This is a genomic window from Curtobacterium sp. PhB190, from assembly GCF_004365385.1.
Classification (GTDB): domain Bacteria; phylum Actinomycetota; class Actinomycetes; order Actinomycetales; family Microbacteriaceae; genus Curtobacterium.
The window spans coordinates 325,477-338,721 of the sequence record NZ_SODN01000003.1 but is presented as its reverse complement, the minus strand read 5'-3'; the positions used below and the strand labels follow the sequence as shown (position 1 = coordinate 338,721).

The following is a 13,245-nucleotide window of genomic DNA, read 5'->3' as shown; positions in this document are numbered from 1 at the left end:
GGTGCACGGTCACCCGAACGCAGGTGACGACGGCTAGGCTGGCAGGTCATGAACGGACCGCTGATCGTGCAGAGCGACCGCACCGTGCTCCTCGAGGTCGCACACCCCGACGCCGAGGACGCACGCCACGAGCTCGCGGCCTTCGCCGAACTCGAACGCGCCCCCGAGCACGTGCACACCTACCGCATCACCCGCCTCGGCCTGTGGAACGCACGGGCCGCCGGACACGACGCCGAGGCGATGATCGCCACCCTCGAGCGCTTCGCCAAGTTCCCGGTACCGCAGAGCGTCACCGTGGACATCCGCGACACGGTGTCCCGCTACGGCCGACTCGTCATCCGGCGTGAGGAACGCGAGGACGCCCCGGTCATCGCGAACTCCCCCACCGAGGAACTCGAGCGCCTGCCCGTCCTGCTCCTGACCGCCGAGGACCCGTCCGTACTGGCCGAGGTCATCCGGTCGAAGCGGATCAAGCCACTGCTCGGCGACATGCGGACACCCTCCGAGGTCGAGCTGCAACCGTGGGCACGCGGGCAGATCAAGCAGGAACTCGTGAAGCTCGGCTGGCCGGCCGAGGACCTGGCGGGCTACACCCCCGGGCAGCCGCACCCGATCGACCTCGACACGGCCGAGTGGCACATGCGCCCGTACCAGGAGCAGGCCGTCGACACCTTCTTCGCGCAGGGGTCCGGAGTCGTCGTGCTGCCCTGTGGCGCCGGCAAGACCCTGGTCGGTGCCGGGGCGATGGCGACCGTCAAGGCGACCACGCTCATCCTCGTGACGAACACCGTGTCCGCACGGCAGTGGCGCAGCGAGCTCCTCAAGCGCACGACCCTGAAGGCCGAGGACATCGGCGAGTACTCGGGCAGCGTCAAGGAGATCCGGCCGGTCACGATCGCGACCTACCAGATCCTGACTGCCCGTCGGAAGGGCGAGTACACGCACCTGTCCCTGCTCGACGCCCTCGACTGGGGCCTCATCGTCTACGACGAGGTCCACCTGCTGCCGGCCCCGGTGTTCAAGCTGACCGCCGACCTGCAGGCCCGCCGACGCCTGGGCCTGACCGCGACGCTCGTGCGCGAGGACGGCCGCGAGGGCGACGTGTTCTCGCTCATCGGCCCGAAGCGCTACGACGCTCCGTGGAAGGAGATCGAGGCCCAGGGCTACATCTCCCCGGCCGAGTGCTACGAGGTGCGCATCGACCTGCCGCACCAGGAACGCCTGGAGTACGCGGCCTCGAGCGACGACGAGCGCTACCGGCTCGCCGCCACGTCACCCGCGAAGACCCCGGTCGTCCGCGAGCTCATCGAGAAGCACCGCGGCGAGCAGATCCTGGTGATCGGGCAGTACATCGACCAGCTCGACGCACTGGCCTCGTCCCTCGACGCCGCCGAGATCACCGGTGCGACGCCCGTCGACGAGCGCGAGCGGCTGTACGACGCGTTCCGTGCCGGCGAGGTGGACGTGCTGGTCGTGTCGAAGGTCGCGAACTTCTCGATCGACCTGCCCGACGCCACCGTCGCGATCCAGGTCTCCGGGTCGTTCGGGTCACGACAAGAAGAAGCGCAGCGCCTCGGTCGACTGCTCCGCCCGAACAAGGACGGCCTGCCGGCGTCGTTCTACACGCTCGTCGCCAGGGACACCGTCGACCAGGACTTCGCACAGAACCGGCAGCGGTTCCTCGCGGAGCAGGGGTACTCCTACACGATCCTGGATGCCGACCAGGTCCAGGCGCCCGTGGGCTGACGTACGCACCGCTCTCAGGAAACCATTAGGGAACGGTCAGAAGATAGGACCATGAGCGATGGCCCCAAGATCCTGATCGTCGACGACGAGCCGAACATCCGCGACCTCCTGACGACCTCGTTGCGCTTCGCCGGGTTCGCCGTCCGTGCCGTCGGCAACGGCGCACAGGCGATCTCGGCCGTGCTCGAGGAAGAACCCGACCTGATCATCCTCGACGTGATGCTCCCCGACATGAACGGCTTCGGCGTCACCAAGCGCCTGCGGTCGTCCGGGTACACCTCGCCGATCCTGTTCCTCACCGCGAAGGACGACACCGAGGACAAGATCACCGGCCTCACCGTCGGCGGCGACGACTACGTCACCAAGCCGTTCTCGCTCGACGAGATCGTCGCTCGCATCAAGGCCATCCTCCGTCGCACCATGAACGACGAGGAAGACGCGATCATCCGCGCCGGCGAGCTCACCATGGACCAGGACACGCACGAGGTCACGATCGGTGACGCGCAGATCGAGCTCTCCCCCACCGAGTTCAAGCTGCTCCGCTACCTGATGCTCAACCCGAACCGCGTGCTGTCGAAGGCGCAGATCCTCGACCACGTCTGGGAGTACGACTTCAACGGCGACGCCGGCATCGTCGAGAGCTACATCTCGTACCTGCGTCGCAAGCTCGACCAGTACTCGGCCGAGCCGATCATCCAGACCAAGCGCGGCTTCGGGTACATGCTCAAGGCGTCCAAGGCCTCGTAGCACCTCCGTTCTTCACGGCGGTCGTCCGGTTTCACCGGGCGGCCGCTGTCTATCGTTGGGGCAGCATGCACACGCGAATGAGCCGCTGGTGGGATGGGATCTCCCTGCGCACCAAGATCACCGGGATCACGGTGCTCCTGGTGGCGCTCGGCCTGCTCGTGGCCGGACTCGGCACGATGACCGTCCTGTCGACGTACCTGATGGCGCAGCTCGACAACAACGTCAAGGGCACCACGGAGCAGCTCGAGGGCCAGAACATCAGCGACGGCGAGCAGTACTGCAAGTTGTCGGTCGTGCTGTCGCAGAGCGCCTACGTGGCCGCGTACGACGCCGACGGCGACCAGATCTGCCAGACGAAGGCATCGAGCCGCCCGGACATCCGCGAACTGGACTTCTCCGCAGCGGCGCAGAACGGTGCGCGCTTCTCGCTCTACGACAGCCAGCACAACCACGAGTGGCGCGCCCAGGTCATCCCGGCGTCACTGCAGAACCAGACGAGCGGCTCCACCGAGACCGGCTTCGTTCTCGTCGCAGTGTCGAGCGCCGACACCGACCAGACCATCGCCCGGTTCACCGTCATCTTCCTGGGCTTCGGCATCTCCGTGATCCTGCTCGGCGCCATGCTCACACGGCTGCTCGTCACCGCCACGTTCGACCCGTTGCGCGACGTCGAGGACACCGCCGCACGCTTCGCCGCCGGTGACTTCAACCAGCGCCTCGAGGCCGACACCCCGAACACCGAAGTCGGGCGACTGAACCGCTCCCTGAACGTCATGCTCGAGCGCATCGACACCGCGTTCGAGGACCGCCAGCGCACCATCGACCAGATGCGCCGGTTCGTCGGCGACGCCTCGCACGAACTCCGCACCCCGCTGGTGTCCCTGCGCGGGTACGCCGAGCTGTACCGGATGGGCGCCCTGCGCAAGGAAGAGGACGTCGCCCAGGCGATGGAACGCATCGAGAAGGAGGCGAAGCGGATGGGCCTGCTCGTGCAGGACCTGCTCCAGCTCGCCCGCATCGACGAGTCCAAGCCGCTCGAGCTCGGCCCGGTCGACCTCGTCGCGATCGCCCGTGACTCGGCGCTCGACACCATGGCGTCCAACCCCGACCGCGAGATCCAGGTCCTGGTCGAGGACGCCATGACGGGCGAGAGCGTGCCGCAGGCCGTGCGGCCGCCCGCGTCGTCGTCCTCGCTCTCGTCGGGGTCGTCGGACTCGTCGGGCTCCTTGTCCGACACGGGCGAGGTCCCCCCGGCATCGCCCACGTCGGCGAACACCACGGGTCCCATCGCGTTCTCGCGGCAAACGATCGCGCGGCTGCGTGCTCGGCGGACCCGGGCGATGGACATCGAGGCCGGTGCCGCTCCCACCGACGAGACCACGCCGCTTCCGACGGTCGTCATGCCCCAGCGTCCCCCGATCGTGCTGGCGGAGGAGAACAAGATCCGCCAGATCGTCACGAACCTGATGGGCAACGCCATGCGGTTCACCGAGCACGACGACCCGATCGAGATCGGCGTGGGGGTGGACGACGACCGTGGCATGGCCCACATCGACGTCATCGACCACGGTGAGGGGATCCCGGCGCAGCTGCGCGACAAGATCTTCCAGCGGTTCTGGCGTGCCGACACCTCGCGTGCGCGGGACACCGGTGGCTCGGGCCTCGGGCTCGCCATCGTGTCGGGCATCGTCGCGGCGCACCACGGCTCGGTCGAGGTCTTCGACACCGAGGGCGGCGGCGCGACCTTCCGCGTCTGGCTGCCGCTGCTGCCGCGCGACTACGCCGCCTGACGCGGGCGCGCGGCGCGGCCGTGGCCCGTGCGGTCGCAACACCCCGTCCGACGCCGCCGAGTGGTCACGGGCCGTCGTCTGCGCCCCCGCTGACCGACAGTTCGTGACCGGTCGGCGCGCAACCGACGGCATGTCGTGACCGCCCGGCGAAGAGATCTTCAGCGTGGCGGTCACGGCCGTCACGCTGACCGCCGACGACTTCCGGCCGCTCGGACCTCGAACGCCTGGCGGAGTCGCTCGAACAACACCGCGGGTCGGTGTGCGTCCGATGCCGTCGCGTGGATCACGAGCCAGTCGTTCACCACGAACCCGTTGTCCCGTCGTTGATCGTGTCGGAAGGTGTCGCGCTCCCGGTGGTGATCGCCGTCGTACTCCAACGCGATGCCGAACTCCGACCACGCCATGTCGACGCGCCCGAGGAACCGCCCCGCACCGTCGTGCACGTCGACGTTCAGCTCCGGCTCGGGGAACCCCGCTTCGACCACGGCCAGGCGGAGCCAGGTCTCCTGCGGCGACTCCGCCCCGGCTCGGACGAGGTCCAGCGCGCGCCGAGCAGCGAGCGCGAAGCGTGTGCCGGGGCGGATCGACGCACGGAGGTCATCCGCCGTCGCCAACCCGGCTGATCCGACGAGATGATCTCCGATCGCGACGAGCGCGTCTTGTCCGAGCACGCCGACACACTCGAACCACATCTGCGCTGGGACACTGACCAGGAACCCGCGGTGTTCGACCGTCCTCGGCCGGTCCAGGCGGTGTGCGACCACGCCGGGCCGACGCATCCGGCTCCCGTCCCTCGTGGTCGAGACGTGCACCGGCCCGACCGAGCGCACCGACAGCGGAAGTGGCGCACCCCAGATCGCGGCGGCGGTCGTGTGGCTGAAGAACTGATCGGGACGCATGACCAGGGCGACGGCGTCGACGAAGTCCACCGAGCCGATCGGGGCACGGACACCGTGGACCGGGGCTGCCAGGTCGGCTCGTCTGACTCGTTCCGGATCGATGCCGTGCCCCACCGCATCGGCCACACGGAAGGTGGATCGGTCGAACGGAGCAGGGAGGCGACGGGCAGCTGGCATGCCGTCATGGTCGTTGCGGGGCACGCGAGCCGACCATGAGCGCTCGAGACCTGTGAAGAACGAGGTGAGCCGGGCCTCCTGTGCGGGAGAGAAGACCCCATATACGCGCAAGCCGCACACACGAGCCGGCCACGACTCCCCGCTCCTGCGCCGGCCAACGGTCACGATGCGTCGACTGGGACGGGCACAACCGACGGCTCGTGACCGCTCGGCGGACCTGAGCGGGGTGTTGTGACCTCCCGACCCACCCCGCCGGCCCCGCACGCGGAAGGGCCCCGCACGCGCAGCGTGCGGGGCCCTTCGAACAGGACTGCTTAGAAGTCCATGCCACCCGTCGGGTCGCCGGCCGGAGCGGCCGCGGCACGCTCAGGCTTGTCGGCGACGACGACCTCGGTCGTCAGGAACAGACCAGCGATCGACGCAGCGTTCTGCAGCGCCGAACGCGTGACCTTGGCCGGGTCGATGATGCCCGCGGCGATGAGGTCGACGTACTCGCCGGTCGCGGCGTTGAGGCCCCAACCTGCTTCGAGCTCGCGGACCTTGGCGGCCACGACACCCGGCTCGAGACCGGCGTTCAGCGCGATCTGCTTGAGCGGTGCGTCGATGGCGACGCGGACGATGTTCGCACCGGTCGCCTCGTCACCCTCGAGGGTGAGTGCGTCGAGCGCGACCTTGCCGGCCTGGATGAGGGCGACGCCACCACCGGCGACGATGCCCTCTTCGACGGCAGCCTTCGCGTTGCGGACGGCGTCCTCGATGCGGTGCTTGCGCTCCTTGAGCTCGACCTCGGTCGCGGCACCCGCCTTGATGACGGCGACGCCACCGGCGAGCTTCGCGAGGCGCTCCTGGAGCTTCTCGCGGTCGTAGTCGGAGTCGGTCGCGTCGATCTCGGCGCGGATCTGACGGACACGGCCGGCGATCTGCTCGGCGTCGCCGGCACCCTCGACGATCGTGGTCTCGTCCTTGGTGATGACGACCTTGCGGGCACGACCGAGCAGGTCGAGCGTCGCGTTCTCGAGCTTGAGGCCGACCTCTTCGGAGATGACCTGGCCACCGGTCAGGATCGCGATGTCCTGCAGCATGGCCTTGCGGCGGTCACCGAAGCCCGGGGCCTTGACGGCGACGGACTTGAAGATGCCGCGGATCTTGTTCACGACGAGCGTGGCCAGGGCCTCGCCGTCGACGTCCTCGGCGATGATCAGGAGCTGCTTGCCCGCCTGGATCACCTTGTCGACGACCGGCAGGAGGTCCTTGATGTTCGAGATCTTCGAGTTGACGATCAGGATGTAGGCGTCCTCGAAGACGGCTTCCTGACGCTCGGGGTCAGTGACGAAGTACTGCGACAGGTAGCCCTTGTCGAAGCGCATGCCCTCGGTCAGCTCGAGCTCGGTGCCGAAGGTGTTCGACTCCTCGACGGTGACGACACCTTCCTTGCCGACCTTGTCGATGGCCTCGGCGATGAGCGCGCCGATGGTCGGGTCTGCAGCCGAGATCGACGCGGTCGCGGCGATCTGGTCCTTGGTCTCGATGTCCTTCGCGTTGGCGAGGAGCTGGTCGGAGACGGCGGAGACGGCCTTCTCGATGCCGCGCTTGAGCGACACGGGGTCGGCGCCAGCGGCGACGTTGCGCAGGCCCTCGCGGACGAGTGCCTGGGCGAGGACGGTCGCGGTGGTCGTACCGTCACCGGCGACGTCGTCGGTCTTCTTGGCGACCTCCTTGACGAGCTCCGCACCGATCTTCTCGTACGGGTCGTCGAGCTCGATCTCCTTGGCGATGGAGACACCGTCGTTCGTGATCGTGGGGGCGCCCCACTTCTTCTCGAGGACGACGTTGCGGCCGCGCGGGCCGAGCGTCACCTTCACGGCGTCGGCCAGCTGGTTCAGGCCGCGCTCGAGGCCACGGCGGGCCTCCTCGTCGAAAGCAATGATCTTAGCCATGTGAGTTCTCGTCCCTCCCGGACGTCGTGGGGTCGTGCTGGCACTCAACGTGAGCGAGTGCCAACGCCGATTCTGGCACTCGCCCGGTGCGAGTGCAACACGATCGGGAGGCTCGTCACGTCTTCCCAGGACACGCCCCGCCAACAGCGCACCCCGACCACCGCCGCGGACCGCCCGCCACGCACGTCATGCAGCGCGGGCCACGCACGACGAACGCGCCGCCCCTGACGGGACGGCGCGTTCGCGATGAGTGTCGTGCGTTCAGGCCGGTCGGACTGCCTCCGCCTGCGGGCCCTTCGACCCGGTGCCGACGTCGAACACCACTGCCTGGCCCTCCTCGAGGACCTTGTAACCCGACATGTCGATGGCCGAGTAGTGCACGAACACGTCCTGGCCTCCTCCATCGACGGTGATGAAGCCGAAGCCCTTTTCAGCGTTGAACCACTTCACGGTTCCGTTGGCCATGATCTCTTGCTCCCTGGTACTGCCGTGCGAACGACGTGTTCGCCGTCTGCAAGGGACTCTGCTCGAAGCGCGCCGATCAGGCAAGAGGTGTGACGTTGTTTCACGTCGATTCCGTCAGAAATCAACGTGCCCGAAACACGACCGTCACAAATGCGGGTGGAAAGCGCCCGCGGAATGCGGATCAGCCGGTGTAGTCGGCCCCGAGCACGACGCTCACGTCGGCGTTCGGGAACGCTGCCGACTGCTGCACGGCTGTGACCCCGAGCTGCTTCGCGATGCCCTGCGCGACCGCCGCCTGTGCGGCCTGCTGGTAGTACACGACGGTCGAGGTCGACCCGGTCGTGCCGGCGTCCCCGGTCGAGGCGACCTGCCAGCCGGCACCGGTCAGCGTGGCGCTGGCGCGGGCGGCGAGACCGGTGGTCGTCGTGCCGTTCAGGACGACGACGGTGGTCGTGCCCTGCTGTGCCGGCGTCGCGGCAGCGGCTCCGGAGTCGGCACCCGACCCGGCCGACGACGACGCCGAGGGCTTCGAGGTGGCGGACGCGGACGGCTTCGACGTGGCCGACGAGCTCGACGACGCCGAGGGCGAGTCCGAGCCGCTGAACGAGTAGCTGCCGTTCAGGAGCGCGAGGACGAGCACGCCGATGCCGACGAGCACACCGGTGGCGAGTGCCGCCCAGGCGAACGCGATCCAGCCACGGCCGCGGCGCTGGGCACCGCGGTGTGCGCCGACCCGGGGGCCGTCGGCGACGTCGTCGAACCGGTCACGGGGGAATCTGGTGCTCATCGTTCCTCTTCACGTCCTTCGGGAGCGGCACCGGGCGCGACGAAGCTGCGCGTCGCCCGGGCGCTGGTGCGCGCGTGCCGGAGCCGCTGCAGCCTGGTGACGAGCTGCGGGTCGTACGCGAGTGCCGCGGGCGAGTCGATCACGCGGTTCAGCACCTGGTAGTAGCGCGCCGCCGACATCTCGAACTCGACCCGGATCTCCGCTTCCTTCGTGCGGTCGTGCCGTGCCCGGTCGTGCTCGAACGACAGCACACGCTGCGCGAGCTCGCTGAGCTGGTCAGCGCGGCGCTCGTCAGCGCGGCGCTCGTCAGCGCGGTGCTCGTCGGTGGAGCTGGTCACGGCGGTTCCGATCACGGTCGGGTAACGGGTCTCGCACATCGTAGGGGCGGAGAGCATCCGGACCCTGGCACGGCGCTGGACTGTCGCGAACACCGGTCACAGGTTCAGGTCGCGGAACCAGCGCACACGCGTGCCGAACGGGTCCGAGACGGCGACCGCGGTGCCGTCGATCGAGGCCGTGGCGAAGGCGTCCGGATCCGCCGCGTCGACGTCGTCGGGCGGCGTCGCCGCCACACCGCGCAGGATCCCGGTGCGTTCGAGCGCGATCCAGTGCACGCCGCGTTCGCGGACGCGGTCCACGAACCGCTGGCGCTCGGCACCCGGCACGTAGACCAGGGTGCCGGTGGTCAGCACGACCGGCTCCACGTCGTCCGGCAGGGCGTCCAGTGCGCGGTCGAGGTCGCCCGGCAGCGTGCCCCGGATCCGCACGGGAGGCACGGCGAGCGTCGCGCGCGCCGCCTCGCGCATCAGGGCGGTCCGGTCCAGGGCCTCTGGTGGGACCGCTTCGACCAGACGGTCGAACGCGCCCGGTACGGCGAGGTCGATCGGGTTCGGGTCGAGCAGCACCCGCGCACCGACGCGGATCGGCGCGCGGGCCGGAGCCGGCACCGTCCCCGAGGCCTCGACGACGAGACGGACCGCGGGTTCGTCGACCGCCGTGTGCATCCGGACGAGCTCGGTGCGCACCCCGCTGTGGTCGTCGCGCCCCGAGGAGTCGGGGCGCGACGACAGCACCGGGGCGCGATCCGCCGGCACCCGGGACTCCGACTTCCGGTGGTCGAGCGTGACCCGGTCCGGGATCGAACAGAGCCCGGCGGCGCCCCCTGCGTCCACCAACCCGAGCGGCCGCGAGGCCCGCTCGGCGAGCGCCGCGAACAGCGGGACGACGGGACCGAGCCGCCGCGGGTCGTTGGCCTGCACCGTGGCGGAGGCGAGGGCCGTGACCAGGGCGGGGCGGGCCTCCCGACCGATCGCGCGCAGCGCACCGGGGTCCGACGGATCCGCGCCGAGCCGCCGCGCGACCGCGAAGAAGAGTTCCGGCTGCCGCTGCTGCTCGGCGACCTCGTCGAGGAGCGCGACCAGCGAGTGGTCCAGCGACCGCGCCCAGGCGGCGTAGGACGGCGACACGGCCTCGATGCGGTCGGCGTAGGCGGCGTACCGGCCGAGGGTGTCCATCAGCGCCCCGGGCGGTGCATGCCGACGTGCCGGATGCCGGCTTCGTCGTAGGGCGTCCCGAACCGGACGAAGCCGTGGCGTTCGTAGAGCGCAGCGACGTACTCCTGGGCGTGCAGGACGACGGGTTCGTGCCCGTGGGCCGCGAGCACGGCGGCGACGAGCCGGCCAGCGATGCCCTGCCCACGGTGGTCGGGGTGCGTCGCGACCCGGCCGATCACCCAGGACGGCGGCGGTGCGTCCGCCGGGTGTTCCTCGTCGGCAGCCGGTCGGATCAGGCGCAGGTACCCAACCGCTTCGGTGTCCGTACCGAACCACCAGTGCTCGGTCTCGGGCTCGCGGTCACGGCCGTCGAAGTCCTCGGCCGTCACCCGTTGTTCGAGTGCGAAGACGCGGTTCCGGAGCACCACGATGCCGTACAGTTCGTCCGTCGTCAGTCGGGTCCAGCGGGCGTGGTGCACGGAATGCTCGGACATCGTCGCGAGTTTACTGAAGTGGTCGGGAGTGCCCGGAAGAACCCGACCGGAAGCAGGAGGAAACAATGGCATACAACGTCGACAAGTCCGACGCCCAGTGGCGCGAGGACCTCTCCCCGGACCAGTACGCCGTCCTGCGTCAGGCGGGGACCGAACGGCCGTGGACCGGTGAACTCCTCGACGAGGAGCGTGCCGGCGTCTACACCTGTGCGGCCTGCAACGCAGAACTGTTCAAGAGCGGCACGAAGTTCGACTCCGGCTGCGGCTGGCCGTCGTTCTACGAGTCGGTGAACCCCGACGCCGTGCAGCTGATCGACGACAAGTCGCTCGGCATGGTGCGCACCGAGGTCCGTTGCGCGAACTGCGGTTCGCACCTGGGCCACGTGTTCCCCGACGGCTTCGGCACCCCCACCGGCGACCGGTACTGCATGAACTCGATCTCGCTGAACTTCGCGGAGAAGCCGGCCGAGTGAGACCTCGACGCCCTCACCGGTAAGATGAGCGGCGTCAGCCGGCATGGCGCAATTGGTAGCGCACCGTACTTGTAATACGGGGGTTGCGGGTTCAAGTCCCGCTGCCGGCCCCATATACTGGATTCGCAGGCCGCGACCTCTTCGCCGCCCGCACCGCCTTCAGCCCCGCCGCGAGCGGGGCTGTCGTGCGTCCGGGGCTTCTCCCACTCCGCACTCGTCAGGGCCAGACCCCCGCGCTGTACGCGCAGCTCTCGATGTCCGAGACGAGTGCAGAGAGGACCCGCGCCTGACGATGATCCCGTTCGTCGACGGTCTGGGACCGCAACCAGACGAACGCGACGAGATCAGCGACCTGCAGCATCCTCGAGTAGTGGCTCGGCGCGAAGTGCACCGTGTCGAGAAGCCGTTCAAGCCGGGTTTGCATGTACGTTCCCGGGGTCCCGTAGGCCTGGTACACCGCGAAGCGCTCACGATGACGGTCCCGATCCGACCGTTCATCCGCGATGACCAGGGCATGCATCTCCAGGTCGCCGGCCCTCCTGTCCACCCGTTGCAGCAGGTGCTGGAAGGCAACCTGCTCCGGAGTGTGCCGATCGCGGAACCCACGCGTGTCCTGGTAACGGCGGAGTTGCTCCAGCCGAGCGCCGCGGAGCAACACGGTCGCGCCGGAGGCAACAACGGCTTCGACGACGTCGAGGAACACCTTCACGCGCACGCGCGGAGGCACCCCGCTCCATGCTCCCTTTCCGTGGAAGATCGGATGGGCGTGGAGCTCCGTCTGCGGCTCGACGCCGTACTCCTGGAGCGCGGCGACGATCTCGTGCATGCGTTGCGTGAGCCAGCGGGTCTGCGAGGCATCCGCCATCACGGCGCCGAACCCGTAGAGGTCCGGTTTGAACGATTCGTCGACGAAACAGAGCAGCACGCTGGAATACTGCCGTACACGATGCGCGGCGGGGATCGCGACGCACTGCCGAGCACGGAACGATGCCCCGGGTGATCACTCATCCGGGGCATCGGCGCGTGTGGAACACGGATCAGGGAGTGTTCCGGGCGCTGGACACGGTAACCAGCCGGTCGTGCGAAGAGGATGACACCTCACCGAACCGTGCGTCCACACTCGGAGCCCACATCAGCGCGAATCCGCACGAACGTGCACGGATCTTCAGCGCCCGCCGGTGATCTTGCGCCCCCGCTGTGCGACGCCCGCGGTGCCGTACGGGTAGTCGTCGATGCGCGGCGCGCTGGCGTCGGTGAGCTGCGCGAGCTCCGCGTCGGTCAGCACGAGGTCGGCCGCACCGAGGTTGTCCTCGAGCTGGGACACGGTCCGGGCGCCGAGGATCACGCTCGTCACCGCCGGCCGGGCGAGCAGCCAAGCGAGGGCGACCTGCGACCGCGAAGCGCCGTGCGCGTCTGCAACCGCGGACACCGCGTCGAGGACGGCCCAGGTGCGCTCGTCACCGTTCCGTGCTTCCCAAGCCTCCATGCCGCGCGACGGGTTCTCGCCGAGGCGGGTGGAGCCGGTGGGCGCTTCGTCGCGCTGGTACTTGCCGGACAGCCAGCCGCCGGCCAGGGGCGACCAGGGCAGCAGGCCGATCCCGGCGTCGAGGCTGGCGGGGACGATCTCGTGCTCGATGTCGCGGACGAGCAGGTTGTACTGCGGCTGCAGGGTGACCGGCGGGGCCCACCCGTGCGCCTTCGCCTCGTACACGGCCTTCGTGATCTGGTAGCCGAGGTAGTTCGAGAACCCGTACGAGCCGATCTTGCCGGCGGAGACCGCGTCGTCGAGGAACCGGAGCGTCTCCTCGATCGGCGTCAGGGCGTCCCAGGCGTGCATCTGGTACAGGTCGATGTGGTCGACGCCGAGGCGCTCGAGCGAGGCGTCGAGCGCGACCCGGAGGTGCCGGCGCGACAGGCCGACGTCGTTCGGACCGTCACCCTGCGGGAAGCGGCCCTTGGTGGCGAGGACGACCTGCTGCGCCTCGGTGGGGTGCGCCGCGAGCCAGCGGCCGATGATCCGCTCGGACTCGTTGCCCGAGTAGACGTCGGCCGTGTCGATCAGGGTGCCGCCGGCCGCGACGAACGTGTCGATGATGGTGTGGGAGGTGGGTTCGTCGGCTTCGCTGCCGAACGTCATGGTGCCGAGGGTCAGCGTCGACACCGATGTCCCGCTGTTGCCGAGGAGTCTGTAGTCCATGGCGGGGACGGTACGCGCGGTGTCCGGCGACAGCGAGGAC

At 69.3% G+C, this 13,245-nt stretch carries 13 protein-coding genes and 1 tRNA gene; 5 read left to right on the top strand and 9 right to left on the bottom strand.

Annotation, left to right across the window (positions count from 1 at the left end; all coding sequences use genetic code 11):
- Positions 1-48 precede the first annotated feature (48 nt).
- The 3 genes from EDF47_RS06905 to EDF47_RS06895 all read left to right on the top strand — a co-directional run bounded on the left by EDF47_RS06905 (position 49) and on the right by EDF47_RS06895 (position 4,283).
- Complete coding sequence (locus tag EDF47_RS06905) at positions 49-1,746, top strand: DNA repair helicase XPB (protein ID WP_133938840.1); 1,698 nt, start codon at positions 49-51, stop codon at positions 1,744-1,746.
- Positions 1,747-1,797: 51 nt separating this feature from the next.
- A complete protein-coding gene (locus EDF47_RS06900) occupies positions 1,798-2,493 on the top strand; it encodes a response regulator transcription factor (RefSeq protein WP_017888045.1) in 696 nt (231 codons plus the stop codon).
- Between the two features lie 65 nt (positions 2,494-2,558).
- Positions 2,559-4,283 (top strand): HAMP domain-containing sensor histidine kinase, encoded by a 1,725-nt coding sequence (locus tag EDF47_RS06895; RefSeq protein WP_123671511.1) that lies wholly within the window; start codon positions 2,559-2,561, stop codon positions 4,281-4,283.
- 179 nt (positions 4,284-4,462) lie between these two features.
- Here the strand turns inward: EDF47_RS06895 and EDF47_RS06890 are convergent, their stop codons facing one another.
- The 7 genes from EDF47_RS06890 to EDF47_RS06860 all read right to left on the bottom strand — a co-directional run bounded on the left by EDF47_RS06890 (position 4,463) and on the right by EDF47_RS06860 (position 10,535).
- On the bottom strand, positions 4,463-5,359 hold the full coding sequence (locus EDF47_RS06890) for a hypothetical protein (protein WP_131877459.1): 897 nt from the start codon (positions 5,357-5,359) through the stop codon (positions 4,463-4,465).
- 314 nt (positions 5,360-5,673) lie between these two features.
- Positions 5,674-7,296: a chaperonin GroEL gene (gene groL, locus EDF47_RS06885; RefSeq protein WP_111085221.1), complete on the bottom strand. Its 1,623-nt coding sequence runs from the start codon at positions 7,294-7,296 to the stop codon at positions 5,674-5,676.
- Between the two features lie 261 nt (positions 7,297-7,557).
- A complete protein-coding gene (locus EDF47_RS06880) occupies positions 7,558-7,761 on the bottom strand; it encodes a cold-shock protein (protein ID WP_111085222.1) in 204 nt (67 codons plus the stop codon).
- A gap of 181 nt (positions 7,762-7,942) precedes the next feature.
- The gene (locus tag EDF47_RS06875; protein ID WP_131877461.1) at positions 7,943-8,548 is read right to left on the bottom strand and encodes a LytR C-terminal domain-containing protein; all 606 of its coding nucleotides are present in this window, start codon (positions 8,546-8,548) and stop codon (positions 7,943-7,945) included.
- Entirely contained in the window at positions 8,545-8,886 is a 342-nt protein-coding gene (locus tag EDF47_RS06870; protein ID WP_243834021.1) for a DUF3263 domain-containing protein, read from the bottom strand. The genes EDF47_RS06875 and EDF47_RS06870 overlap by 4 nt, the downstream gene beginning before the upstream one ends.
- A 96-nt stretch (positions 8,887-8,982) precedes the next feature.
- Complete coding sequence (locus EDF47_RS06865; RefSeq protein ID WP_133985699.1) at positions 8,983-10,062, bottom strand: DUF2332 family protein; 1,080 nt, start codon at positions 10,060-10,062, stop codon at positions 8,983-8,985.
- Positions 10,062-10,535 carry a GNAT family N-acetyltransferase gene (locus EDF47_RS06860; RefSeq protein ID WP_165901127.1) on the bottom strand — a complete coding sequence of 158 codons (474 nt, stop codon included), beginning with the start codon at positions 10,533-10,535 and terminating at the stop codon, positions 10,062-10,064. The genes EDF47_RS06865 and EDF47_RS06860 overlap by 1 nt, the downstream gene beginning before the upstream one ends.
- 65 nt (positions 10,536-10,600) lie before the next feature.
- Between EDF47_RS06860 and msrB the strand changes: the two genes are divergently transcribed.
- Positions 10,601-11,008 (top strand): peptide-methionine (R)-S-oxide reductase MsrB, encoded by a 408-nt coding sequence (gene msrB / locus EDF47_RS06855; protein WP_123293306.1) that lies wholly within the window; start codon positions 10,601-10,603, stop codon positions 11,006-11,008.
- Between the two features lie 37 nt (positions 11,009-11,045).
- Positions 11,046-11,121 (top strand) — tRNA-Thr (locus EDF47_RS06850).
- Positions 11,122-11,225: 104 nt separating this feature from the next.
- On the opposite strand, the gene EDF47_RS06845 is transcribed toward EDF47_RS06850, so the two are convergent.
- Entirely contained in the window at positions 11,226-11,933 is a 708-nt protein-coding gene (locus EDF47_RS06845; protein WP_166673196.1) for a DUF3800 domain-containing protein, read from the bottom strand.
- A 240-nt stretch (positions 11,934-12,173) separates the two neighbouring features.
- Positions 12,174-13,205 carry an aldo/keto reductase gene (locus EDF47_RS06840; protein ID WP_133937214.1) on the bottom strand — a complete coding sequence of 344 codons (1,032 nt, stop codon included), beginning with the start codon at positions 13,203-13,205 and terminating at the stop codon, positions 12,174-12,176.
- Between the last annotated feature and the right edge of the window lie 40 nt (positions 13,206-13,245).